This window comes from Aeromonas sp. FL131, from assembly GCF_049860615.1.
Taxonomy (GTDB): Bacteria; Pseudomonadota; Gammaproteobacteria; order Enterobacterales; family Aeromonadaceae; genus Aeromonas; species Aeromonas hydrophila.
Genome location: NZ_CP187595.1, coordinates 1,306,763 through 1,328,819 on the forward strand (window position 1 = coordinate 1,306,763; position 22,057 = coordinate 1,328,819).

Below are 22,057 nucleotides of genomic sequence, written 5' to 3' on the forward strand. Positions count from 1 at the left end.
CAAACGGCATCACAATTTTTCTGTCCATTGCGGCCTCACTGCGCATTCATCAGCACCACGGCACCGGTGACCAGCATGTTGAGCAGGGTCAGCGGCAGGCAGACTTTCCAGCCAAACGACATCACCTGGTCAAAGCGCGGGCGGGGCAGGGAGGCCCGCAGCAGGATGAAGAACACCATGAAACAGGCAGTCTTCAGGGCAAACCAGATGAAGGGCGGCAGCCAGGGGCCGTGCCAGCCACCGAAGAACAGGGTCACGATGAGCGAAGAGATCAGCACGATGCCGATATACTCGCCCACGAAGAACAGACCCCATTTCATGCCCGCATACTCGATGTGATAACCGTCGGCGAGCTCCTGCTCGGCCTCCGGCTGGTCAAACGGATGGCGGTGGGTGACGGCGACGCCGGCAAACAGGAAGGTGATGAAGCCCAGGATCTGGGGGATCACGTTCCACAGTCCTGCCTGGGCTTCCACGATATCCCGCAGGTTGAAGCTGCCGGTCTGGATGACGATGCCCATCAAGGAGAGGCCGAGAAACACCTCGTAGGAGAGGGTCTGAGCCGAAGCGCGCAGGCTGCCGAGCAACGAGTACTTGTTGTTGCTCGACCAGCCGGCGAACAGCACGGCGTAGACCGCCAGCCCCGCGATGGCCAGGATGTAGAGCAGCCCCACGTTGAGATCCGCCACACCCCAGGTGGGGGTGATCGGCACCACCGCAAACGCCAGAATAAAGGCGGTAAAGGCGATGATGGGGGCCAGCACGAAGATCCGGCGATCGGCGAACGGCGGGATCCAGTCCTCTTTGAAGAACATCTTGATCATGTCGGCCGCCAGCTGCAGCAGGCCGAAGGGGCCTACCCGGTTGGGGCCGTAACGATCCTGCCACAGCGCCAGCAGACGGCGCTCGATGAAGCTCATGAAGGCGCCGGCCCCCACGATCCCCACCAGCACGATCAATGCCTTGCCGATTTCCAGCAACAGATCGATCAGAGAGTCGCTCATGCGATGGCCTCCTGCAGGTTAGCGAGATATTGCTGGTGCAGGGCGGTCGGCAGACCGTTGACACCGAGCGGCAGACCCACCAGACCCGCGGTCAGATGCTCGCTCAGACGCAGGGTCAGTCGCCAGTGGTGGCCACCCCAGGAGAAGGCGACCTGGCTGCCGGCACTGAGGGCGAGACGGTTGGCGTCGGCCGGGTTCAGCACCAGCACGGGCTCGCTCATGCGGGCCTGGATGACCGGGCTTCTGGCAGACAGCTCTTCGCCGCCAAACAGCTGGTCATAGCTCACCACCTGCAGCGCCTCTTTGGCGCTGAACGGGGCGGGGACGGTGTCGAACCAGCCGAGACTGTCCTCGCCCGCTTCCAGCAGACGGCGACCGGGATCCCCGGCGCGCAGGTTGCCACCCACTTCATCTTGGAACTTGTTCCAGGCGGACGGGGAGTTCCAGCCCGGCGCCCAGGCGAACGGCACCTGTTGCAGCGGCTGGCGGGCACCGGCGTAGCCTTCCATGGAGAAGTTGAAGGGCGAGTCGGGGTCCTGGGCGACTCTGGGTTCGCTCACGTTCTGATCCGCCAGCATGGAGGTGCGGCCACTGTAGCGGTGCGGCTCGCGAGCGAGCTTCATGCCACGGATGCGCAGACCCGCGTTGGGAGCGGCTTCGCGCATGCTGGTCAGCAGCGGGGCGCTGGCGGCGCAGGCACTGCTCACCTCGTCGAAGGTGTTCCAGCGCAGCGGTTTGCGATCCAGCACGCCTTGCAGGGCGGCCAGCCAGCGCCAGCTCTCGCGCACCTGGATGTCGGCGTCGTAGAAGGCGGGGGCATAAACCTGGAAGAAGCGCTGGGCGCGGCCTTCCATGTTGATGAGGGTACCGTCGGCTTCGGCGAAGCTGGCGGCAGGCAGCACCAGATTCGCCTTCTGGGCGGTGCCGGTGTCCTGATGGTCGACCACCAGCAGGTGCTGCAGACGGTCGATGGCGGCATCGACACGGCTGCGCGGTGCGCGGCGGTAGAGATCGTTCTCGAGCATCACCAGCGCGAGCTTCTCTTCGCTTTCGATACGCTCGAGGGCGGCTTCCAGCGGGGCGGCATTGCCGGCCAGCATGGCAAGCCCCAGGCTGTTGGTCTCCTGGGCTACCAGGGCGAGCTCCACGGCCTGGCCACGGCCCTTGAGGGCACGGGCGATGTTGCTGGCCGCCTCGAGCAGGGCCTGGCTGCGGGCACCGGTGCCGGCGATGATGAGCGGCTTCTTGGCGTTGCCGAGCAGCGCGGCCCAGCTGGCGGCCAGGGCCTGCTGCTCGGGGGCGAGATCGGTCAGGGCAGGGGCGCTGCCATCGAGCAGATGGGCGATGGCGAAGCCGAGGCGCGCCTGATCCGCGTGGGGAGCGTGCAGGGTGCCGCTCGCCACGTCGTCCAGTCGGGTGCTGTCCAGGCTGGTGATCAGCAGCGGGTAGCGCTCGTTCTGGGCCAGGGTCTGCACCGCGGCGACCTGCCACAGATCCACTTTCAGCTTGCGGGCGATTTCGCGGCCCTTGCCCTTGACTGCCTGACGCAGGGCCAGGGCGATGCGGGCGGCGGTCTGGGTGACATCCTCGCCGAGCACCAGCACGGCGTCGGCCTCTTCCATGTCACGCAGGCTGGGGGTACGCACACCACCGTGCTGCAGGATCTGCAGCATCTTCTGCAGGCATTCCCATTCGCTTTGCTCGACGCCGCTGTAGAAGTTGGCGGCACCCACCAGTTCGCGCAGGGCGTAGTTGCTCTCAAGCGATGCGCGGGGCGAGCCGATGCCGATGACACCGGCGGCAGTGCGCAGGGCATCGGCGGCACGGTTCAGGGCACCGTCCACCGTGATGGCCAGCTTGTCACTGCCATCCTGCAGCAGGGGCTGGCGCGGGCGGTCGGTCAGATTGACGTGGCCGTAGCCGAAGCGGCCGCGGTCGCACAGGAAGTAGTGGTTCAGGGCGCCGTGATAGCGGTTCTCGATGCGGCGCAGCTCGCCGTAACGCTCACCCGGGCTGATGTTGCAGCCGACCGAGCACCCTTGGCAGATGCTGGGGGCGAACTGCATGTCCCACTTGCGGTTGTAGCGCTCGGAGTGGGTCTTGTCGGTGAACACGCCGGTGGGGCAGACCTCCACCAGGTTGCCGGAGAACTCGCTCTCGAGGGTGCCATCCTCGACCCGGCCGAAGTAGACGTTGTCGTGGGCGCCGTAGACCCCGAGATCCTCGCCGCCGGCGTAGTCCTTGTAGTAACGGACACAGCGATAGCAGGCGATGCAGCGGTTCATCTCGTGGTTGATGAAGGGGCCCAGATCCTGATTCTGGTGGGTGCGTTTGGTGAAGCGGTAGCGGCGGCTGTTGTGGCCGGTCATCACCGTCATGTCCTGCAGGTGGCAGGAGCCACCCTCTTCACACACCGGGCAGTCGTGGGGGTGGTTGGTCATCTGCCACTCCACCACCGTCTTGCGGAACTCCTTCGCCTCTTCATCCTCGATGGAGATATAGGTGCCATCGGTGGAGGGGGTCATGCAGGACATGACCAAGCGGCCGCGCTTGTCGTCGGCATTCTGATACTGTTTCACCGCACACTGGCGGCAGGCGCCGACGCTACCGAGCGCCGGGTGCCAGCAAAAATAGGGGACGTCCAGACCAAGGGACAGACAGGCTTGCAGCAGGTTATCTGCCCCGTCTACCTCGTACTCTTTACCGTCTACATGAATGGTGGCCATACAACTTCCCTGACTTCAATGAGATAAATTCTTTGGCTCGCGCCGGTTCAGCAGGCCCGCGGCGGGCGCCCTGCGCGCCTTACCAGCGCTCGCCCAGCAGGTTGGGCTGGATACCCTTGAGCTGCTTGCGATTATCCTGTGGCGCCTTGACGCCAGCCTCGAATTCCGACCGGAAATACTTCATCGCACTGCCCAGCGGCTCGATGGCGCCAGGGGCATGGGCGCAGAAGGTCTTGCCTGGGCCGAGGAAGCTGACCAGCTGCTCCAGGGTGGCGAGATCCCCTGGCTGACCTTCGCCTCGCTCCAGCGCGCGCAGCAGCTTGACGCTCCAGGGCAGGCCGTCGCGGCAGGGAGTGCACCAGCCGCAGGACTCGCGGGCGAAGAACTCTTCCATGTTGCGCAGCAGGGAGACCATGTTGATGCTGTCATCCACCGCCATGGCAAGGCCCGTGCCCATCCGGGTGCCGACCTTGCCGATGCCGCCGGCGTACATCTGGGCATCCAGGTGCTCGGGCAGCAGGAAGCCGGTACCAGCTCCGCCCGGTTGCCAGGCTTTCAGGCGATAGCCGGGCTTCATGCCGCCGGCATAGTTCTCGAACAGCTCGCGGGCGGTGATGCCAAACGGCAGCTCCCAGAGGCCGGGGTTGTTGACCTTGCCGGAGAAGCCCATCAGCTTGGTGCCGTGATCTTCCGAACCCGGCAGCGCCAGCCCCTGATACCAGGCCACGCCGTTGCCGATGATGGCGGGTACGTTGCACAGGGTTTCGACGTTGTTGACGCAGGTGGGCTTGCCCCAGACGCCGGAAACGGCGGGGAAGGGGGGCTTGGCGCGCGGGTTGGCGCGGCGCCCTTCCAGGGAGTTGATGAGCGCCGTCTCTTCGCCGCAGATGTAACGACCCGCGCCGGTGTGGACGAACAGCTCGAAGTCAAAGCCCGAGCCCAGGATGTTCTTGCCGAGCAGACCGGCAGCCTTGGCCTCGATCACCGCACGGCGCAGGTTGGCCGCGGCATCGACGTACTCGCCGCGCAAGAAGATGTAGCCACGGTAGGCCTTGAGGGCCTTGGCCGAGATGATCATCCCCTCGATCAGCAGGTGGGGCAGCTGCTCCATCAACAGCCGATCCTTGTAGGTGTTCGGCTCCATCTCGTCGGCGTTGCAGAGCAGGTAACGGATGTTCATGCTCTCGTCTTTGGGCATCAGGCCCCACTTCACGCCGGTGGAGAAACCGGCGCCGCCGCGACCCTTGAGGCCGGCATCCTTGACGGTGCCGACGATCTCGTCCGGGCTCATCTGGCCCAGTGCCTTGCGGGCCGCATCGTAACCCTGCTTGCTCTGGTATTCATCCAGCCAGACCGGCTGGCCGTCGTCGCGCAGCCGCCAGGTGAGGGGGTGGGTCTCGGCCGCGCGGGCGATACGGTTGGCGGTACCAAGGGATGCCAGACTCATGGGTAAGCCTCCAGGGTCTTGAGCAGGCTGACGGCATCGAGCCCACCGTAGGTGTCGTCGTCGATCATCAGCGCCGGCCCCTTGTCGCAGTTGCCGAGGCAGCAGACCGGCAGCAGGGTGAAGCGGCCGTCGGCGGAGGTCTGGCCGGGGGCCAGATCCATCACCTCTTTCAGGCCGGCCAGCAGTTGTTCGTGGCCGTTGATGTAGCAGACCATGCTGTCACAGACGCGGATGATGTGGCGACCGACCGGCTGGCGGAAGATCTGGCTGTAGAAGGTGGCGACCCCCTCCACGTCGCTGGCGGGGATGCCGAGCTCGGCGGCGATGGCGTGGATGGCACCGTCAGGTACCCAGCCGCGGGCCTGCTGCACTATCTTGAGCGCTTCAATGCTGGCAGCACGGGGATCTTCGTAGTGGTGTTTCTCATGCTCGATGGCATCGCGTTCTACCTGGCTGAGGACGAAATCGTTCCCCTTGCCCTGGCATGAACTCTGTCCCTGCGGGGACTGACTGTGTTGGCACTGACATTGCTGGCTCATGGCTTAACCTTTTGTGGCTTGTCCTTTTTGTCGTGTAACGGGTCTTGGTAACAGCCGTTACTCAACGGTCCACATCCGACATAACGAAATCGATACTGCCCAGATAGACGATGAGGTCCGACACCATCTGGCCACGGATCACCGAGGGGATCTGTTGCAGGTGAGCAAAGCTCGGGGTGCGGATCCGGGTCCGGTAGCTCATGGTGGAGCCATCGCTGGTCAGGTAATAACTGTTGATCCCCTTGGTCGCCTCGATCATCTGGAAGGACTCGGCGGCCGGCATGACCGGGCCCCACGACACTTGCAGGAAGTGGGTGATCAGGGTCTCGATGTCCTGCAGGGTGCGCTCTTTGGGCGGCGGCGTGGTGAGCGGGTGATCTGCCTTGAACGGCCCCTCCGGCATGTTCTTCATGCACTGCTCGATGATGCGCATGCTCTGGCGCACCTCCTCGATGCGTACCAGGGCGCGATCGTAGGCATCGCCGTTGGCGCCGACCGGCACTTCGAATTCGAACTGATCGTAGCCGGAGTAGGGGCGCCACTTGCGCACGTCGAAGTTGAGACCGGTGGCGCGCAGACCACCGCCCGTGGTGCCCCAGGCCAGCGCCTGCTCTGTGTTGTAGGCGGCGACGCCGATGGTACGGCCACGCAGTATGCTGTTGCGCATGGCGGCCTTCTCATAGTCCATCAGCCGCTTGGGCAGCCAGCTCAGCAGGTTGTCCTGCACCAGTCGCTGCCAGCCGACGGGCAGATCGTGGGCCACGCCGCCGATGCGGAACCAGGCCGGATGCATACGGGCGCCGGTGATGGCTTCGATGATGGTGTAAATCCGCTGCCGGTCGGTGAAGGTGAAGAAGACCGGGGTCATGGCACCCACGTCCTGAATATAGGTACCGATGAACAGCAGGTGACTCTGGATGCGGAACAGCTCAGCCAGCATCACCCGGATCATGTCGACCCGCTGTGGCACCTTGATGCCGGCCAGCTTCTCCACTGCCAGCACGTAGGGCAGGTTGTTCATCACCCCCCCTAAGTACTCGACCCGGTCGGTGTAGGGGATGTAGCTGTGCCAGGACTGACGCTCGCCCATCTTCTCGGCCCCGCGGTGGTGATAGCCGATGTCGGGCACGCAGTCGCGGATCTCCTCGCCATCGAGCTGCAGCACCAGACGGAAGGCACCGTGCGCGGAGGGGTGGTTGGGGCCGAGGTTCAAGAACATGTAGTCCTCGTTCTCGTTGCCACGGGCCATGCCCCACTCTTCCGGTTTGAACAGCAGGTTGTCCTGCTCCTGATCCTGCTTGACCGCATCGAGCATGAAGGGATCAAATTCGGTGGCGCGCGCCGGATAATCCTTACGCAGCGGGTGACCCTGCCAGCTCTTGGGCATCATGATGCGGGTCAGGTGGGGGTGACCATCGAAATTGATGCCCATCAGATCCCACACTTCCCGTTCATACCAGTTGGCGTTGGGGAAGTGGCGGCTGACGGTGGGCAGCGTCAGATCACCCTCTTTTAATGGCACCTTCAACATCAGGTCGGCGTTGCGATCGATGGAAATGAGGTGATAGAAGACGGTGAAGTCGCTGTCGGGGAGGTCGTGGCGATGGCTGCGCATCCGCTCGTCGGTGGCGCTGAGATCGAACAGCATCACGAACGGGGAGGGGAGCTTGCGCAGGAAGCCCATGACATCCAGCAGCAGCTCGCGGGAGAGCCAGACCACCGGCACGCCGGTGCGGGTATTCTGGATGGTGAAACGTTCGGCACCGAAATGGGCGAACAGCTCGCCGATCACCTGAGCGTCTTTGTGATCACTCGGTTGCCACTGGGCCATGGCGTAGTTGCTGGGAAATTCTCGAGTCAGTTTCATGGTCATATCTCATCCGGCGTGCGCAGGTTGGTGACGTTGATACGCTCGCCACGCTTGCGGTCCTTCTCGGCAGGCATTTGAGGGCGATAGATGCCCTGATCGCCAACCACCCAGGAGAGCGGACGGCGCTCTTTGCCGATGGAGTCCTGCAGCAGCATCAGCGCCTGCAGGAATGCCTCGGGACGGGGCGGACAACCCGGAATATAGACGTCGACCGGCAGAAACTTGTCGACACCCTGAACGACCGAGTAGATGTCGTACATGCCGCCGGAGTTGGCGCAGGCACCCATGGAGATGACCCACTTGGGTTCGAGCAGCTGTTCATACAGACGCTGGATGACGGGGGCCATCTTGATGAAGGGGGTGCCGGCGATCACCATGAAATCGGCCTGGCGCGGTGAGGCTCGAATAACCTCTGCGCCGAAGCGAGCCACGTCATGGGGGGAGGTGAAGGCGGTACACATCTCCACGTAGCAGCAGGAGATGCCGAAGTTGTAAGGCCAGAGGGAGTTCTTGCGGCCCCAGTTGACAGTGTCTTGCAGCACCTCTTCGAGGCGCCCGATCATGATGCCGCGGGAGGCCTCTTGAGCCAGGGGATCCTCGACGGTCTGGCGCTGTTCCTGGGGGTAGCGCTCAACGGGCGCATCTGGGTCGATCCGGGTCAGGGTGTACTTCATGGTGCAACCTCAAAGGGATAATCAGTAATTCAGTCTGGCTTCTTGTCGGTCAGGACGCGTTTTTTCGGTGCCCAGTCGAGGGCGCCAATGCGCCACAGGTAGACGAGTCCTACCAGCAGCAGGGAGATAAAGATGGTGGCTTCGATGAAACCGACCCAGCCGCTTTCTCGAACGGAGACGGACCAGGCGAAGAGGTAGAGTGCCTCGACGTCGAAGATGACGAAGAACATGGCAACCAGATAGAACTTGGCGGAGAAGCGTAGACGGGCATTGCCCACCGAATCGACACCAGATTCGAAGGGTTTGTTCTTGGCACGACCATAGGCTCGACCACCCAGCAGGGCGGCAAGGCCGATCATGGTCAGGCAGATGCAGATGGCCCCTACTACATAGACAGCAAAAGCCCAATGCTGGACAGCAATATCAGCAAACATAGGAGTTTTCCCTAACCGAATTAATCACGCGACTTAACAAGGATGTTACGTATTATGCCACTTTCGTACTGATTTACATGTCATTTCAAAGGATTAATTATTAATCAGCGGGAGGAAAATCGTATTTTGCTAGCGGAGTCAATGTTCCTATTTGAGAATCATTTTCAATCGCTTTTAGGGTGCAACGGAAATGGCGGGATCGTTTGAAAAATAAACTAATCGTGAAAGGAGAGACCCCGCCAGGCGGGGTCTGCTCGATCAGGGTTTGAGGATAGGTAGCGCCTCTTCGGCTGCCTTGCCCTGGGAGAGGGTGATCTCGACCCTACGGTTGGCCTGACGATGCTCGGGTGTGTCATTGGGATAGCGTGGCTGGGCATCTGCTACCCCCTGGGCGATGACCCGGGTGGCATCGAGTTTGGGGTTGGTCAGCAATGTGTGCACGATGGAAGCGGAGCGCAATACCGACAGTTCCCAGTTGCTGCGATAGAGCTCTACCGGGGCCTGGGAGTTGTCGGTGTGGCCGGTGACCACCACCTTGCCGGGAATGTCAGCCAGAATGCCGGAGATCTTGTTGACCAGCGGAATGAACTGGGGCTGCAGGAAGGCGGAGTCGGCCGGGAACAGCGCCTTCTCGCCGATGCGGATCACCAGCTGGCTGCCCAGTTGTTCTACCTCCAGATCCTTGGATTCAATCTGTGCCTTGAGCTGCTGCTCGAGCTTCTTCTTGGTGACCTGCACCCACTCCTGCTCTTTGGTCTTGTGTGGCCAGGATTCGGTGGCACTCGGCTTCTCCGAGGCACCGATGGTTTCGTTGAACGGATCCGAAGCTGCCATCGGAGCATCCTTCTCCAGCACAGTCTCTTTCTTCGGGCTGCTGGGGGTGGTTTTGGACTCGGGTTCCAGGATGCCGGTACCGCCCTGCATCACGGGGGAGCCCGCAGCAGGGGAGATGAGGCCAATTTTGCCCAGCGATTCGATGAAGCCCTGGATCAGCACCCGGGTTTCAGACTGCTTGGCCATGGCAAAGGAGTAGAGCACCACGAACAGGGCGAACAGCAATGTCATGAAGTCGGCATAGGAGACCAGCCAGCGTTCGTGGTTCTCCGGCGCTTCAGCCTTTTTCTTTTTTGCCACCGTGGCCTCCGAGGTAGGGTTCGAGGGTGACTTGCAGGCGTTGCTGGGATTCGCCATCCACGATGCAGAGGATACCGGTCAGGGTCATCTCCTTGTAGTGGCGGATCTGATGGGCAAACCCTTTGTAGCGGTTGCCGAAGGGCAGGAAGATCAGGTTGGCGGCCGATACCCCGTAGATGGTGGCGATAAAGGCCACCGCGATGGCGCCCCCCAGCTTGTCAGGGGCATCCAGCAGGCCCATGGCGTGGATCAGGCCAAACACCGCCCCCACGATCCCCATGGTGGGGCAGTAGCCACCCATGGCTTCATAGAATTTGACGGTCTGCTCGAGATCTTCTTGCTCGAACTCGATCTCGTTCTCCAGCACCTCGTGGATCTTGGTCTTCTCGTAGCCATCGACCATCATCTGCACCCCTTTTTGCAGGAAGGGATCCTTGATCTCGTCGATCATGCCCTCGAGGGCCAGCATGCCGCTGCGTCTGGCATTGCCAGCCAGGTTTTCCAGTAGTTCGGCCTGCTGCTGCATGTCGAGTTTGAGGGGAGCCAGCAGCCACTTGAAACGCTTGAGAGTGCTGCCGACAACGGAGAAGGGGAACTGGGTCAAGGCGGCACCTATGGTACCTCCGATCACGATGAGAAAGGCGGGCAGATCGAGCAGGGCGCTGGGATGTCCACCCTCGATCATGTTGCCGCCCAGGATGGCGATCAATGCCAGGACCAGGCCGATTAAGCTCATTTTTTATACATCCCTGAATATTGATAATGGCTAGTGTAGCTATTTAAGTATCAGTTTTTCAAAATGATATCCAATCGATGAGCAATAAAGTGAGTGCCTTGACCTCGATGGACAGATTTCTTTCCCGGCTGGCAAGCAGCCGGTCCATGCAGGGCGTTTTACCGAAAAGAGGAGGGGCCGTCGCGGGACTTTGACGGGAAGAGGGCCTGGGCAGATCAGATTGCAAATGTTGGAAGGCAAAAAACCGGCCACTGGCCGGTTTTTTTAGATTGGGTGGGACGCTTTACCCATGTGGTTTTTCCTTGTGGGCGGCAGTCAGTCGTTGATCACCGCAGGCAACGTTGCTCGTACCCAACGAGGGTGTTGCTTTCTCTCACGGGAGTCACGCTTCTGAAAACCCCAAAAGCAAAAAACCGACCATCAGGTCGGTTCTTTAAATTTGGCGGTGAGGGAGGGATTCGAACCCTCGATACGTTGCCGTATACACACTTTCCAGGCGTGCTCCTTCAGCCACTCGGACACCTCACCAAATTTTCGCTCACAGCGCCGTTGCGCTGGAACGGGGCGTAATTTAGGGGAAAGGGCTGCCTGGGTCAACCACTTTTCCCCTTATTTTTCATAATCTTTATCGAATGCCTATCCCTTGAACAGAATGCCGGTTTTTTAAACCCGCTTAGGGCTTGGGGAGGATAATCAGACTGTCCGGCAGCTCGTTCTGGTCGCGGGTGGCGGGGAAGGCGTCGGTCAGAATGGCGCTGGTCCGCTCGATGCACTCGAGGAACCCCTGCTCCACCTCCTTGTTGCGCACCCGGCGGGTGAAGTCATCGATGATCTCCTGCCACTGGCCGTTGTCGATGTGCTGGGCGATGCCGTCATCCACCAGGATCTCCACGTAGTGCTCGGCCACCGAGACGAAGATCAGCACCCCCAGCCGATCCTGGGTACGATGCAACCCCTGTTCAACGAACTGCAGGCGTGCCATCAGGGCGGCCCTGTGCTGGCGAACCTGTTTGGGGATCAGGTACATCTTGATGGGGGTCCAGTGGAACAGGATGCTCAGCACCAGCCAGACCGACCACTGCACCAGCAGGATCTCGTACCAGCCGAGCCAGAAACCGAGCTCGAATACCAGCAGCGGGGTGAGCATGGCCAGCAGCGCCGCCCACAGGGTGGGTATGTAGCGATAGCCGTCGCTGGCGGGGGCCAGAACGGTCACCAGCTCGGCATCGGTTGCCTGCTCCGCCTGCTTAACCCTGGCCTGCAGCGTGTGAAAGAACTGTTTCGAAATCATGTGTCGTCTCTTAATCCCTGTTACCAACCACCGGAGGCACCGCCGCCGCCGAAACTGCCGCCCCCTCCACTGAAACCGCCGCCGCCACCACCAAAACCGCCACCGGAGCGACCGGCACCGAAGCCACCGGCGAGGTAAGCGGCGCGGCGCCGGCCACCCCTGCCGCCACCACCACCGCCACGCAGGTTGTGCAGCACGATCATCACTATCACCATCAGGATGAACAGCCAGGGTCCGCCCAGCTTATCCTTGCTGGCGTTGTCCACCGGTTTGTACTCGCCCGCCAGCGCCTGCATGATCGCCTGGCTGCCGGCAACCACCCCGGCCACCATGTCGCCGCGTTTGAACGCGGGCAGGATCCGGGTCTGGATGATGTTGGCAGCGATGGCATCGGGCAGGGCGCCTTCCAGCCCGTAACCCACCTCGATGCGCACCTTGCGCTCATCCTGGGCGATCAGCAGCAGCACCCCGTTGTCCTTGCCCTTCTGGCCGATCCCCCAGTGACGGCCGAGCTGATAGCCGTACTCCTCGATGGTGTCGCCCGCCAGCGTGTCGATGGAGACCACCACCAGCTGGATGCCGCTGCGCTTCTCGAATGCCGCCAGCTGCTGGGTGAGCTGGTGAGCCTGCTTGCGGGACATCAGGTTGGCCTCGTCCACCACTCGCCCGCTCAAGGCAGGGAAGGTGGGGGCGGCGGATACCACCGCCGTCCACAACAGCAGGCAGGACAACAAGGCAGGGATCACGCGCTTCATTGGAAGCTGACCTTGGGCGCCTCATCGGCACCGGGTTTGGCGCTGAACGTGGGTTTGGCCTCCAGATCCGAGTAGAGCAGCTTGGACCAGATGACGCCGGGGAAGGTGCGGATCTCGGTATTGAACTGGCGTACCGCTTCTATGTAGTCGCGCCGGGCCACCGAGATACGGTTTTCGGTGCCTTCCAGCTGGGCCTGCAGGGTCAGAAACTGCTGATCCGCTTTGAGCTCCGGGTAGCGCTCGACCACCACCATCAGCCGGGAGAGGGCGCCGGAGAGCTGGTTCTGGGCCGCTTCAAACTCCTTGAGCTGGGCGGGATCGCTGAGCTGCAGGCTGCCCACCCGGGCTCTGGCATCGGTCACTGCCTTGAGGGTCTCCTGCTCGTGGCTGGCGTAGCCCTTGACGGTGGCCACCAGATTGGGAACCAGATCGGCGCGGCGCTGATACTGGTTTTCGACCTGGCCCCAGCTTGCCTTGACCTGCTCATCCAGGGTCGGAATATTGTTCATGCCGCAACCGGTCAGGCCCAGCAGCAGGGTCATAACCAACAGGGACTGGGTCGCCCTCTGCCAGAGTGAAGTGGCCATCTTGTTGTTCTCCATTGACATTTTTTGCAGATAACGGCTCACCATACCAGCTTGTGGTCAACCGCCACAACGGGCGGGCAGTTTGGGTTTGTGGTAAGCCATCGAAACCTTGGGCAGTTGCGGCTTGTCTTTGAGCCAGGAGGCCAGCTCGGCGCCGCAGCCGTTGCCGGGCGGGATCGGCGCCTGAGGCTGGCAATCCGGGCTGCCGACCGGGCAGCGTAGACGCACATGAAAGTGGCTGAAGTGGCCGACCCAGGGGCGCAATTTGGCGACCCAGGGTTCATCGGGTGCCCGTTTGCATACCTCGGCCTTGATCACCGGGTTGATGAAGATGCGGGCGACCTCGGGCTTGCTGGCTGCCAGGCGCAGCAGGTTTAGCTGCTGGGGGCCGAAGCGCCCGGGCAGCACCCGGTAGCTGGGCTCATCGATCAGCGCCCACTCCTTGGGGGCATCCTGTTCCCATGTTGAGATGGGCTGGTTGGCCATGCGAAACCAGATGTCGGCGTCGAGGCCGGTCTGGTGGCTGCGGTGACCGGAGGTGAAGGGACCGCCGTGGGCCATGGCGAGATCGGCGATATAGAGGTCCGGCATACCGGCCATGCGGGTCTGGTTGGCCAGGGTGGTCAGGTAGGCGATGAGCTCAGGGTGGCCGTAGTAGCGCAGTCGCTTGGTGCGGATCACCTGATAGCCGGGGCCGGTCAGCGGCAGCGCTACCCCGTTCTTGAGGCAGCCGGCGGAGTAGCCGCCAATGGCTTCAGCCTGGCGGGGATGAGGTTCGGCAAGAAAGGCACTGGCCATGAAGAGCAGGGTGGTGGCAAGCATGAGACTCCCGACAAGCATGCGAATGGGCTCAGATGAAGAGAATGATACCAAGAGTCCGGTGAGACCGTCACCCGATGAGCGAGCCCGGTTGCATCCCGGTGTCGGGCTCGCGCACAATGCGCGACAAAATTGGTGCATCCAGGGCGTGTAAACGCACAGGCAAGAGGAGAAGAGAATGAAGGTCAGTGAGCTGGTGAACAAAGAGGGACTGGTCTGGCTGATGCCCCCTGCTCGCCGTTTCTATCCGGTGATGGTGGTGCTGTTGCTGGCGAGCCTGGTCACCGTGCTGGCCGCCGTCGGTCTGGGTTATCCGCACATGGGTTTGCTGCCCTGGGTGGGGCTGGTGTTTGGCGGCATAGTGCTGCTGATGATGATACTGCCTCGCAGCTGGCAGCGCTGGCGGCTGGCGGAGCTGGCCTGGGACGAGACGCACCTTTACCTGCTCAATGGCAGCAGTGATCGGGCACAGGCCCTGCCAAGATCGGTACTGGTCGGGGTCGAGCGGGATCGCAAGGTGGGCCACGATGGTCAGTGGCTGGCCTTCAGCCTGGATCTGGCGCTGAACGATGAGCAGCTGGCGACCGCCACCACGCTGATGGGGTTGAGTCGGGAAGGTACCCATGTCGTGGCGCCCGGCATCTATCGCTTTGGCTTTAAGCGCGCCTGGCATGGTCGACGCACGCTGCAGGTGCTGTTGGATGCCCTGCTCCCCATATGAGCTGACTATTTTCTCGACAATCTTCCCCAAAGCTCAGATACTGCCAGTGACTCGAATTGATCTTGCTCGTTCTGTTCACCCAAGAGATCAATGACTTGAGTGAACCGTACGGGGGAGTGCCCAGGCATGATGCCCTGGCAGGTCCGGCATGGGGGTTGTGCCCTTACCTTTGTGTTGGTGATTGGATAGAGAAGGCACCTTGAATCGAGAGTGGATGGCATGAAGATTTACGTAGGTAATCTGTCGTACCGGATGACGGCCGACGAACTGACAACCGTGTTCAGCCAATTTGGGCAGGTAGACAAGGTCGATATCATCATCGATCGCGATACCGGTCAGTCCAAGGGGTTTGGCTTCATTGAAATGCCAGTGAATGGCGAGGCTGAAAAGGCCATCGCCGGTTTGCATGGCACCGAAATCGGTGGCCGTACCATCACAGTCAACCAGGCCAAGCCGAAGACAGACGCACCACGTGGTCGCCCCCAGCGTCATCGCTGAGCTGCCTCGATAACGCAAAACGGCATGGGTTTCCCCCATGCCGTTTTTGTTTCTGGCGTTTGCCGGATGAATCAGGGCACGTCGTAGCCGAGCGCCGCCTTGCGGATGCGGAACCACTGCTGACGGTTGAGGACGATGGATTCAGCGGCCACGGCGGCGGCGATGCGCTCCCGTTTGCCGGAGCCTATCAGCGGCAGCGGCTGGCTTGGCAGCATCATGACCCAGGCGTAGACCACTTGTTCGATCTGCTCGGCGCCCACTTCCTGGCGGATCTGTTCGAGCTCGGCGCGCAGCGGGGCATATTCGGGGGCCTGGAACAGGCGCCCGCCACCGAGGCAGGACCAGGCCATCGGCTTGATGCGCAGTTGCTGGCATTGGTCCAGGGTACCGTCCAGAGTGGTGCTCTGGTTGAGAGGCGAGATCTCCAGCTGGTTGGTCACCAGCGGGAAGGGCAGGCGCGACTGCAGCAGCTCGAACTGGCGAGGGGTGAAGTTGGAGACCCCGGCATGCTTGATCTTGCCTGCCTGCTTGAGGGTGATGAAGGCATCGGCCACTTCGTCGGCATCCATCAGGGGATCCGGGCGGTGGATCAGCAGCAGATCCAGATGGTCGGTGGCCAGCTTTTGCAAGGAGGCCTCGGCACTGGCGATGATGTGCGCCTTGCCGGTGTTGTAGTGATTCAGCGCGTGTCCCTGCTTGGCGGTGAGGGCGATGCCGCACTTGCTGACGATCTCCATCCGGCAGCGCAGAGAGGGCTCAAGGCGCAGGGCGTTGCCGAAGGCCTCTTCGCACTGGTAGCCACCATAGATGTCGGCGTGATCGATGGTAGTGACCCCCAGATCCAGGTGGTACTTCATCAGATCCAGCAGGGCGTTCGGGGAGAGTTGCCACTCCATCAGACGCCAGTAACCCATGATGAGGCGAGAGAAGGTCGGGCCCTGTGGATGCAGGGAGAGGCGGGATACGGACATGGTGGCTCCTTGGCGGATAAAGGGAAAAAAGCTGCCAGCATCTTGGTCTCTTCTGGTTGGCAAGGCAATAATACGGCTTTTGTTAATTCGAACTTTGGTTCTGAAGGGGAAGGAAATGGACGGTTTTGCCGAGCGCTTGCAGAGCCTGATCGGGACGGGCAGCATCAGTGCCTTTGCCCGCAAGGTGGGGTTGAGCGAAGCCCTGATCCGTAAATATCTGAAAGGGGCCGAACCCGGCCTTGGCAAGGCCAACCAGATTGCCATGGCTGCCAACTGCTCGCTGGAGTGGCTCGCCACCGGCTGCGGCTACCTTTATCGGCAGGCGGAAGTGGTGGACAGAGAAGCGCTGAGCGCCGCCGGCACCCTGTTGCAGGAACAGTTGCCGCAGCAGCGCCTGCCCGCAGAAGACGAGCTGGTAACCCTGCTTGCCTATTACCAGTTCTTGCGCAGTCACAAGCAGGCTGACGGATTTCTGGATCTGGCGCGGGCGCGCGAATTTGGCAAACACCTGCATGAGGCGTGAGCCTGTATGGGGATGGCCGGGCAACGGCCGGGGATTATTCTGATACCCTCTAAAGCAGATGAGGACAGCGGGGAGAGGGAGATGGGCTATCTGATCTTGGGCAGCGGCGGATTGGGCACGGCGCTGGCACATGAGCTATCCGCCCGTGGCGAGGAGCTGGTGCTGGCCGGCAGGCAGCTGCCCAAGGGCGTGGATCCCGTCTGCTATTTTCCGTTGCAGGAGGTGGATGCGCTCTCCTTCGATGCCCTGTTCACCCTCTATGACACGGCGCCGTTGCCGAGCGTGGTGATCAACACCATCGGCCTGCTGCACGACATCAACTTCATGCCGGAGCGGCGGGTGGAGGAGGTCAACCCCAGATGGCTGTGCGACAGCCTGCTGGCCAACGCCTGGCCGCAGCTGGCTCTGGCCGCCTGCCTGAGCCGCCGAATGACGGTGGATACCCGCCTCTGGCTTTGCTCTCTTTCCGATCTGGCCGGCAGTCTTGGCGGCAACGAGACGGGCAGCCGTTACAGCTACCGGATGAGCAAGGCGGCGCTCAACATGGGGGCAAGAACGCTGGCCCACGAGTGGCGAGAACGCTTCCCCGCCGCCGGAGTTGTCACCGTGCACCCAGGGCTGATGGCCACCCCCATGAATCAACCCTTTCTCGATGAACTGGCGGCCGAGACCTTGCAGGATCCGGCGCTGGTGGCGCCGCGTCTGCTTGATCTCATCAACCAATTGTCGCCGGCCCAGTCCGGCGGTTTCCTCGACCTGCAGGGCCAGCCGCTGCCCTGGTAAGCCGTCACCGGCTTCACATTCCGGAAACGGCCCGCTTGCCAAGCCAGCTCCTGCTGGCTAACGTCATCCTCCTGCTTCAGGAGGGATGTCATGCGCTATATCGATTTACGAAGTGATACGGTCACCCAGCCCACGGATGCCATGCGTCAGAGCATGCTGCATGCCGAGGTGGGGGATGATGTCTACGGGGAAGATCCCGGCGTCAACGCACTGGAGGCCCGCGGGGCCGAGCTGCTTGGCAAGGAGGCCGCGCTGTTTGTCCCCTCGGGCACCATGTCCAACCTGCTGGCGGTGATGAGCCACTGTCAGCGGGGGGAGGGGGCCATCGTCGGCCAAGCGGCCCACATCTATCGCTATGAGGCACAGGGGAGCGCCGTGCTGGGTTCGGTTGCGCTGCAGGCGGTGCCCATGCAGGCCGACGGTTCGCTGGCAGTGGCCGATGTCGCCGCGGCGATCGCCCCTGATGATGCCCATTTTGTGCAGACCCGGCTGGTCTGCCTTGAAAACACCCATAACGGCAAGGTGCTGCCTCTTAATTACCTGCAGGCGATGCGCAAGTTCGTCGACGAACGCGGGTTGCAACTGCATCTGGATGGTGCCCGTTTGTTCAACGCCGCCGTGGCGAGCGGCCATGGGGTAGACGAGCTGGCCGCCCCCTTTGACAGCATCTCCATCTGCCTCTCCAAGGGGCTGGGAGCACCGGTAGGGTCGCTGCTGGTGGGCTCTCGCGTCTTCATCGCACGCGCCAGACGGCTGCGCAAGATGCTGGGTGGTGGCATGCGCCAAGCGGGGATCCTGGCTCAGGCCGGTCTGTTTGCCCTCGATCAGCATGTGGCCCGGTTGGCGGACGATCACCGCCGTGCCAGACGGCTGGCCGAAGGGCTGGCCGCATTGCCCGGCATCGAGCTGGATCTCGCACTGGTGCAGACCAACATGGTATTTCTGCGGCTGGTGAAAGGGGAGGCCGAGGCGCTGCTCGCGTTCATGAAGGAGCGGGGGATCCTCTTCTCCGGTTACGGCGAGATGCGGCTGGTGACTCACCTGCAGATCACCGATGACGACATCGACGAGGTGATCGATGCCTTCACCGAGTACCTTGCCGTACGTTAAGGTTCACTCAATAAAACAGGGCGCCAAGGCGCCCTGTTTTATTGTTGAGAAGAAAGCGGGTCACGCCTGGCGCTGGCCGCTCATCAGCATGGCCTCGTCGGTGGCGTCGTAGATCATTACCGCGATGTGAGTCACCTGACCGCCAAAATCAGCCAGCGGCACCAGCGTCAGGTTCTGGAACATGTGGGGGGCTGAGCCGGTGATCGGGCGGTAGTTGGAAAAACGCAGCAGATAGGGTTTCTGCTCCCAGGTGCTGAAGGCGCGGTTGTTGAGCTTGAACACCATGTTGGCCTTGCGCTCGAACCAGGCCCGATCCACATCGGGGAAGAGCTCGAACAGCACGCCATCGCGCACCTCGCCGGCCAATCGGCCGCTGTGGCTCTCCATGAAGCCGTTCCACACCTGCACCTTGTACTCCTTGTCGAGCACCACCAGCCCCACATCCAGGTTCTGGACTATGTTCATCAGCCAATGAAATTCACGGATTTCCATGGTCACTCCTAGAGCATGTGCATGATTTTGTTGTTCATGGTGGCGATGGAATCTTCGGTAAACAGCAGCAGCAGATCGCACTGCACCGCGTAATCCTGGACCCGGTAGTTGATCTCGATGGCCAGGGTGCGGCGCCAGCGGCTCTTGTTGGTGTTGATGAGCTCGTTGATGGGCCTGTGCTGGCCGAGTACCACAGGATGGCCCTGACTGAAGGGGGTATCGAGCTGGCTGGCGTAGCCGCGCAAAAAGGCGCCGATCAGCACGTTGGCCGTGTCCATCAAGAGCTCCAGCTCGGCGTTGCGATCGAGCACGCCCTGATGGTTCATCAGCCGGGCCAGATCCTTGAAGCTGGAGTCGTGGAACAGGATCAGCGCCTCGCCGGCGATACCGGCGCCGATGAAGCCCTGACAGACGGCGGAGAGGGTATCCGAGTCGGCGGCGGCCGAGAGGGCCATGTGCAGCTCGGACACTTCCAGCACGTTGACGTTGGGAATGGGCAGCACCACGAAGGCGTTGAGTAGGCGGGCCAGCAGGTCGGCGGCCTGGCCCATGGAGACGTTGGCGAGCTCCTGATAGACGTCGCGCACCTCGGGGCTGATCTTGATGCCGGTATCCAGACTGCCGACATCACTGACATTCTGGCCGGCGGGCCGGGTGTCATGTGCAGTGGCGGCACCTTTGGCCTGCCACAGCTCATGCTGCTTCAGCAGGGCGCTGAGGGTTTCCGGTGCGGCGGGTTTCTTGATGAAATCCAGCGCTCCCAGCCCCATCACTCGCTGATAGGCTTCTGGCTGGATATCGCCGGAGACCACGAAGACCTTGTTGCGCAGCCCCTCCCGCTGCAGGGTCTCCAGCACGCCGTAGCCATCCATTTCCGGCATGGTCAGGTCGAGAAAGATCAGATCCCCATGACCCATCAGCACCTGCTCTATCCCTTCCAGCCCGTTGGCGGCGTAATGCAGCGTCACGTCCCAGTCGGCGGGAAGGGCGCGGGCCAGCTGTTTACGGGCGAATCCTGAGTCATCACATATCAATACATTCATAGTGTTAGGCTGGCCTGGTCAACGAGGATTGCTATAAGTGTGGCCCGCCAACGGTCAGATGCAATGGGACAGGCTGGTCGCCGGTGAAAATTGATTGTCCCATTGGCGATTCCGGTAGCGCGCTGAATATTTTTCAACAAATTCAGCGAACATCTTAACACGCAGCGGGGCAAACTGAGGCTGGCAGCGCAACATATAGAAGGGCCGGTTGCCGGTTTTCCAGTCGGGCAGTACCGGGACCAGCTGCTCATCCTGCAGGAAGGGATGCACGTAGTGGAGCGGGGCATTGACGATCCCCAGGTGGCGCCTGGCCGCCCTGACGGCAGCCTGGGTCTGGTTTACGGTCAGTTTGGCGGAGCGCTTGATCTGTACCGTCTGCTCGTCCCGATCGGTCAACTGCCAGTGCTGGTGCGGCCAGCAGTAGATCAGCGCGTGCTCTTCCAGCTGGGCGGGATGTGCCGGAGTGCCCATCTTCTCCAGATAGAGCGGGGAGGCAAACAGGCCGTATTCGATGTGGCCAAGGCAGAGTGCATTGGGCAAGGATTGTGGCAGCTCGCCGTTGAAGAACACCAGATCCCGGTCGTTGTCGAACAGATGTTGGTGGTCGTTGGTCTGGGTAATGTCGAACTGCACTTCTGGGTAGTGCAGGCCAAAGTCCGCCAGCATGTCGACCAGGATGGTGTTGGATAGGGCGATGGGGGCCGCCAGACGGATCACCCCGTTGATGTCGGCCTCTTTGCCCTGGATCTCGCCGGTGGCCTGCTCGATCGCGGCCAGCGGGGTGCACAGGCGCTCGTAGTAGCGCAGCCCTTCGTCGGTGAGGCGGAGTTTGCGGGTGGATCTGTGTAGCAAGGAGCAGCCGAGCTGCTCTTCCAGCTGAGAAATACGTCGACTGATGGTGCCGGTTGGCATGCCCAGTGCGGCAGCCGCGTGGGAGAAGCCTCCCTCTTGCACCACCTTGACGAACAGATAGAACTCTTCGATGTACTTCATAAGCGGTGTTCTGGGTGTAACAAGCCAGTGACCTTAAGAAGAGGCGCCCGCCTTGGCAAGCTCAATCCGGCGTTTAATTGATCTGGATTAGATTCGACTCCCGCTGGTACTGGTGCAACAGCCGGACAAATTCGACCGGATCCCGGTCAAGGCTGTTGTCCGGCACCAGCAGATCGTAGCCGAGCAGCTCGCGCAGCCGGGTCATGCGGTTGGCCAGCATGGCGATCACCCCTTCATAGCGCTGACCGGAGGGAGAGCGAAAATGGCTCTCTTCCAGCAATCCCTCGCCCTGAAAGGCACAGGCACAACCCCCGCTGCTGCAGGCCGGTTGTTCGCTGCGCAGTGCCTGCAGCAAGACACTGCGTTGCTCGGTCAGCAGGCGTACTGCCAATCTGGGTGTGATCAATGTCAAAAAATCGTCGTAATCTTTTATTTTCAAACCGATATAGGGCAGGGGGACCAGATCCCAGCCCAGATGAATGCGCGGTTGGTCGATTCGCTGAATATTTCTCCATTTCAGGATCCAACCGCCGTATTTATGGTGATATTGCAGACAATCGTGACAGAGCGAGAGACTGAAGTGGGGTTCAATCAGCTTCAATGAGCCGATAAATATCATCATCAGACCCGCCAGCAGGCCGGAGACGAGGGGGATTAGTGGTTGTTCACCGAATAAAAAAAGTATAAAAATCATAGCAATGGTTACTATGATGCCCAACAATACCAACGTGAGTCCGTTTTTTCTGACCATGGGTTTCACATGTAGCGTTTTCATATGAAGTCAGCCCTTTGCGCATGCTTGTTTCACATTATGGGCTGGATCCGATTTTGTACCAGCACCGGGTGCCCGGGAGGGCCCTCCGTCGCTGGGTTTCCCTGTGATCACACATCATGAATCACCATATTA

23 protein-coding genes and 1 tRNA gene are annotated in these 22,057 nt (G+C 61.4%); 5 read left to right on the forward strand and 19 right to left on the reverse strand.

Annotation, left to right across the window (positions count from 1 at the left end):
* Window positions 1-35: 35 nt before the first annotated feature.
* The 14 genes from nuoH to mepA all read right to left on the reverse strand — a co-directional run bounded on the left by nuoH (window position 36) and on the right by mepA (window position 14,019).
* Window positions 36-1,004 carry an NADH-quinone oxidoreductase subunit NuoH gene (gene nuoH, locus ACPW75_RS06240; protein WP_011705661.1) on the reverse strand — a complete coding sequence of 323 codons (969 nt, stop codon included), beginning with the start codon at window positions 1,002-1,004 and terminating at the stop codon, window positions 36-38.
* A complete protein-coding gene (gene nuoG, locus ACPW75_RS06245; RefSeq protein WP_077096733.1) occupies window positions 1,001-3,730 on the reverse strand; it encodes an NADH-quinone oxidoreductase subunit NuoG in 2,730 nt (909 codons plus the stop codon). Before nuoG ends, nuoH begins: the two co-directional genes overlap by 4 nt.
* 79 nt (window positions 3,731-3,809) lie before the next feature.
* Complete coding sequence (nuoF, locus tag ACPW75_RS06250) at window positions 3,810-5,177, reverse strand: NADH-quinone oxidoreductase subunit NuoF (protein ID WP_044799798.1); 1,368 nt, start codon at window positions 5,175-5,177, stop codon at window positions 3,810-3,812.
* On the reverse strand, window positions 5,174-5,716 hold the full coding sequence (gene nuoE / locus ACPW75_RS06255; protein WP_077096731.1) for an NADH-quinone oxidoreductase subunit NuoE: 543 nt from the start codon (window positions 5,714-5,716) through the stop codon (window positions 5,174-5,176). Before nuoE ends, nuoF begins: the two co-directional genes overlap by 4 nt.
* Window positions 5,717-5,777: 61 nt before the next feature.
* Window positions 5,778-7,583 carry an NADH-quinone oxidoreductase subunit C/D gene (nuoC, locus tag ACPW75_RS06260; RefSeq protein WP_011705665.1) on the reverse strand — a complete coding sequence of 602 codons (1,806 nt, stop codon included), beginning with the start codon at window positions 7,581-7,583 and terminating at the stop codon, window positions 5,778-5,780.
* Between the two features lie 2 nt (window positions 7,584-7,585).
* Window positions 7,586-8,260, reverse strand: a complete 675-nt coding sequence (locus tag ACPW75_RS06265) for a NuoB/complex I 20 kDa subunit family protein (RefSeq protein ID WP_005299840.1) — start codon at window positions 8,258-8,260, stop codon at window positions 7,586-7,588.
* A gap of 29 nt (window positions 8,261-8,289) precedes the next feature.
* Entirely contained in the window at window positions 8,290-8,694 is a 405-nt protein-coding gene (locus ACPW75_RS06270) for an NADH-quinone oxidoreductase subunit A (RefSeq protein WP_016350419.1), read from the reverse strand.
* Window positions 8,695-8,952: 258 nt separating this feature from the next.
* On the reverse strand, window positions 8,953-9,828 hold the full coding sequence (locus ACPW75_RS06275) for a flagellar motor protein MotB (protein WP_011705667.1): 876 nt from the start codon (window positions 9,826-9,828) through the stop codon (window positions 8,953-8,955).
* Window positions 9,806-10,564 (reverse strand): flagellar motor protein, encoded by a 759-nt coding sequence (locus ACPW75_RS06280; RefSeq protein WP_011705668.1) that lies wholly within the window; start codon window positions 10,562-10,564, stop codon window positions 9,806-9,808. Before ACPW75_RS06280 ends, ACPW75_RS06275 begins: the two co-directional genes overlap by 23 nt.
* Window positions 10,565-11,004: 440 nt before the next feature.
* Window positions 11,005-11,092: transfer RNA gene (locus ACPW75_RS06285), tRNA-Ser, on the reverse strand.
* Between the two features lie 145 nt (window positions 11,093-11,237).
* Window positions 11,238-11,855: a TPM domain-containing protein gene (locus tag ACPW75_RS06290; protein ID WP_011705669.1), complete on the reverse strand. Its 618-nt coding sequence runs from the start codon at window positions 11,853-11,855 to the stop codon at window positions 11,238-11,240.
* A gap of 20 nt (window positions 11,856-11,875) precedes the next feature.
* Window positions 11,876-12,610 (reverse strand): TPM domain-containing protein, encoded by a 735-nt coding sequence (locus ACPW75_RS06295; protein ID WP_077096729.1) that lies wholly within the window; start codon window positions 12,608-12,610, stop codon window positions 11,876-11,878.
* Complete coding sequence (locus ACPW75_RS06300; protein ID WP_179101456.1) at window positions 12,607-13,212, reverse strand: LemA family protein; 606 nt, start codon at window positions 13,210-13,212, stop codon at window positions 12,607-12,609. Before ACPW75_RS06300 ends, ACPW75_RS06295 begins: the two co-directional genes overlap by 4 nt.
* A 42-nt stretch (window positions 13,213-13,254) precedes the next feature.
* Window positions 13,255-14,019, reverse strand: coding sequence for a penicillin-insensitive murein endopeptidase (mepA, locus tag ACPW75_RS06305; protein ID WP_179101455.1), 765 nt, complete (start codon window positions 14,017-14,019; stop codon window positions 13,255-13,257).
* Between the two features lie 175 nt (window positions 14,020-14,194).
* Between mepA and ACPW75_RS06310 the strand changes: the two genes are divergently transcribed.
* Entirely contained in the window at window positions 14,195-14,737 is a 543-nt protein-coding gene (locus ACPW75_RS06310) for a hypothetical protein (protein WP_077096725.1), read from the forward strand.
* Window positions 14,738-14,956: 219 nt separating this feature from the next.
* Entirely contained in the window at window positions 14,957-15,235 is a 279-nt protein-coding gene (locus tag ACPW75_RS06315) for an RNA recognition motif domain-containing protein (protein WP_026080382.1), read from the forward strand.
* 71 nt (window positions 15,236-15,306) lie between these two features.
* Here ACPW75_RS06315 and ACPW75_RS06320 read toward each other — a convergent pair whose 3' ends face one another.
* The gene (locus ACPW75_RS06320; RefSeq protein ID WP_039214919.1) at window positions 15,307-16,206 is read right to left on the reverse strand and encodes an aldo/keto reductase; all 900 of its coding nucleotides are present in this window, start codon (window positions 16,204-16,206) and stop codon (window positions 15,307-15,309) included.
* Between the two features lie 115 nt (window positions 16,207-16,321).
* Here ACPW75_RS06320 and ACPW75_RS06325 point away from each other — a divergent pair, with 115 nt between their 5' ends.
* The 3 genes from ACPW75_RS06325 to ltaE all read left to right on the forward strand — a co-directional run bounded on the left by ACPW75_RS06325 (window position 16,322) and on the right by ltaE (window position 18,622).
* Window positions 16,322-16,729: a helix-turn-helix domain-containing protein gene (locus ACPW75_RS06325; RefSeq protein ID WP_011705676.1), complete on the forward strand. Its 408-nt coding sequence runs from the start codon at window positions 16,322-16,324 to the stop codon at window positions 16,727-16,729.
* 81 nt (window positions 16,730-16,810) lie between these two features.
* Window positions 16,811-17,512 (forward strand): short-chain dehydrogenase, encoded by a 702-nt coding sequence (locus ACPW75_RS06330; RefSeq protein WP_077096723.1) that lies wholly within the window; start codon window positions 16,811-16,813, stop codon window positions 17,510-17,512.
* Between the two features lie 90 nt (window positions 17,513-17,602).
* On the forward strand, window positions 17,603-18,622 hold the full coding sequence (gene ltaE, locus ACPW75_RS06335; RefSeq protein ID WP_077096722.1) for a low-specificity L-threonine aldolase: 1,020 nt from the start codon (window positions 17,603-17,605) through the stop codon (window positions 18,620-18,622).
* Between the two features lie 60 nt (window positions 18,623-18,682).
* Here ltaE and ACPW75_RS06340 read toward each other — a convergent pair whose 3' ends face one another.
* The 4 genes from ACPW75_RS06340 to ACPW75_RS06355 form a co-directional block, all read right to left on the reverse strand.
* A complete protein-coding gene (locus ACPW75_RS06340; RefSeq protein ID WP_005346525.1) occupies window positions 18,683-19,114 on the reverse strand; it encodes a PAS domain-containing protein in 432 nt (143 codons plus the stop codon).
* 8 nt (window positions 19,115-19,122) lie between these two features.
* Window positions 19,123-20,157, reverse strand: coding sequence for a response regulator (locus ACPW75_RS06345; RefSeq protein ID WP_045526399.1), 1,035 nt, complete (start codon window positions 20,155-20,157; stop codon window positions 19,123-19,125).
* A 54-nt stretch (window positions 20,158-20,211) separates the two neighbouring features.
* The gene (locus ACPW75_RS06350) at window positions 20,212-21,150 is read right to left on the reverse strand and encodes a LysR family transcriptional regulator (protein ID WP_042064364.1); all 939 of its coding nucleotides are present in this window, start codon (window positions 21,148-21,150) and stop codon (window positions 20,212-20,214) included.
* A gap of 73 nt (window positions 21,151-21,223) precedes the next feature.
* Entirely contained in the window at window positions 21,224-21,925 is a 702-nt protein-coding gene (locus ACPW75_RS06355) for a DUF2982 domain-containing protein (protein ID WP_041218153.1), read from the reverse strand.
* Window positions 21,926-22,057: the final 132 nt, after the last annotated feature.

What these genes read in the sequence shown, in the direction of transcription:
- ACPW75_RS06270 (WP_016350419.1), bottom strand. Translation starts at nt 8,694, where the DNA reads ATGTTTGCTGATATTGCTGTCCAGCATTGGGCTTTTGCTGTCTATGTA.
- nuoG (WP_077096733.1), bottom strand. Translation starts at nt 3,730, where the DNA reads ATGGCCACCATTCATGTAGACGGTAAAGAGTACGAGGTAGACGGGGCA.
- nuoC (WP_011705665.1), bottom strand. Translation starts at nt 7,583, where the DNA reads ATGAAACTGACTCGAGAATTTCCCAGCAACTACGCCATGGCCCAGTGG.
- ACPW75_RS06345 (WP_045526399.1), bottom strand. Translation starts at nt 20,157, where the DNA reads ATGAATGTATTGATATGTGATGACTCAGGATTCGCCCGTAAACAGCTG.
- nuoE (WP_077096731.1), bottom strand. Translation starts at nt 5,716, where the DNA reads ATGAGCCAGCAATGTCAGTGCCAACACAGTCAGTCCCCGCAGGGACAG.
- ACPW75_RS06355 (WP_041218153.1), bottom strand. Translation starts at nt 21,925, where the DNA reads ATGAAAACGCTACATGTGAAACCCATGGTCAGAAAAAACGGACTCACG.
- ACPW75_RS06320 (WP_039214919.1), bottom strand. Translation starts at nt 16,206, where the DNA reads ATGTCCGTATCCCGCCTCTCCCTGCATCCACAGGGCCCGACCTTCTCT.
- mepA (WP_179101455.1), bottom strand. Translation starts at nt 14,019, where the DNA reads ATGCTTGCCACCACCCTGCTCTTCATGGCCAGTGCCTTTCTTGCCGAA.
- ltaE (WP_077096722.1), top strand. Translation starts at nt 17,603, where the DNA reads ATGCGCTATATCGATTTACGAAGTGATACGGTCACCCAGCCCACGGAT.
- ACPW75_RS06340 (WP_005346525.1), bottom strand. Translation starts at nt 19,114, where the DNA reads ATGGAAATCCGTGAATTTCATTGGCTGATGAACATAGTCCAGAACCTG.
- nuoH (WP_011705661.1), bottom strand. Translation starts at nt 1,004, where the DNA reads ATGAGCGACTCTCTGATCGATCTGTTGCTGGAAATCGGCAAGGCATTG.
- ACPW75_RS06290 (WP_011705669.1), bottom strand. Translation starts at nt 11,855, where the DNA reads ATGATTTCGAAACAGTTCTTTCACACGCTGCAGGCCAGGGTTAAGCAG.
- ACPW75_RS06310 (WP_077096725.1), top strand. Translation starts at nt 14,195, where the DNA reads ATGAAGGTCAGTGAGCTGGTGAACAAAGAGGGACTGGTCTGGCTGATG.
- ACPW75_RS06350 (WP_042064364.1), bottom strand. Translation starts at nt 21,150, where the DNA reads ATGAAGTACATCGAAGAGTTCTATCTGTTCGTCAAGGTGGTGCAAGAG.
- nuoF (WP_044799798.1), bottom strand. Translation starts at nt 5,177, where the DNA reads ATGAGTCTGGCATCCCTTGGTACCGCCAACCGTATCGCCCGCGCGGCC.
- ACPW75_RS06265 (WP_005299840.1), bottom strand. Translation starts at nt 8,260, where the DNA reads ATGAAGTACACCCTGACCCGGATCGACCCAGATGCGCCCGTTGAGCGC.
- ACPW75_RS06295 (WP_077096729.1), bottom strand. Translation starts at nt 12,610, where the DNA reads ATGAAGCGCGTGATCCCTGCCTTGTTGTCCTGCCTGCTGTTGTGGACG.
- ACPW75_RS06300 (WP_179101456.1), bottom strand. Translation starts at nt 13,212, where the DNA reads ATGGAGAACAACAAGATGGCCACTTCACTCTGGCAGAGGGCGACCCAG.
- ACPW75_RS06315 (WP_026080382.1), top strand. Translation starts at nt 14,957, where the DNA reads ATGAAGATTTACGTAGGTAATCTGTCGTACCGGATGACGGCCGACGAA.
- ACPW75_RS06280 (WP_011705668.1), bottom strand. Translation starts at nt 10,564, where the DNA reads ATGAGCTTAATCGGCCTGGTCCTGGCATTGATCGCCATCCTGGGCGGC.
- ACPW75_RS06330 (WP_077096723.1), top strand. Translation starts at nt 16,811, where the DNA reads ATGGGCTATCTGATCTTGGGCAGCGGCGGATTGGGCACGGCGCTGGCA.
- ACPW75_RS06325 (WP_011705676.1), top strand. Translation starts at nt 16,322, where the DNA reads ATGGACGGTTTTGCCGAGCGCTTGCAGAGCCTGATCGGGACGGGCAGC.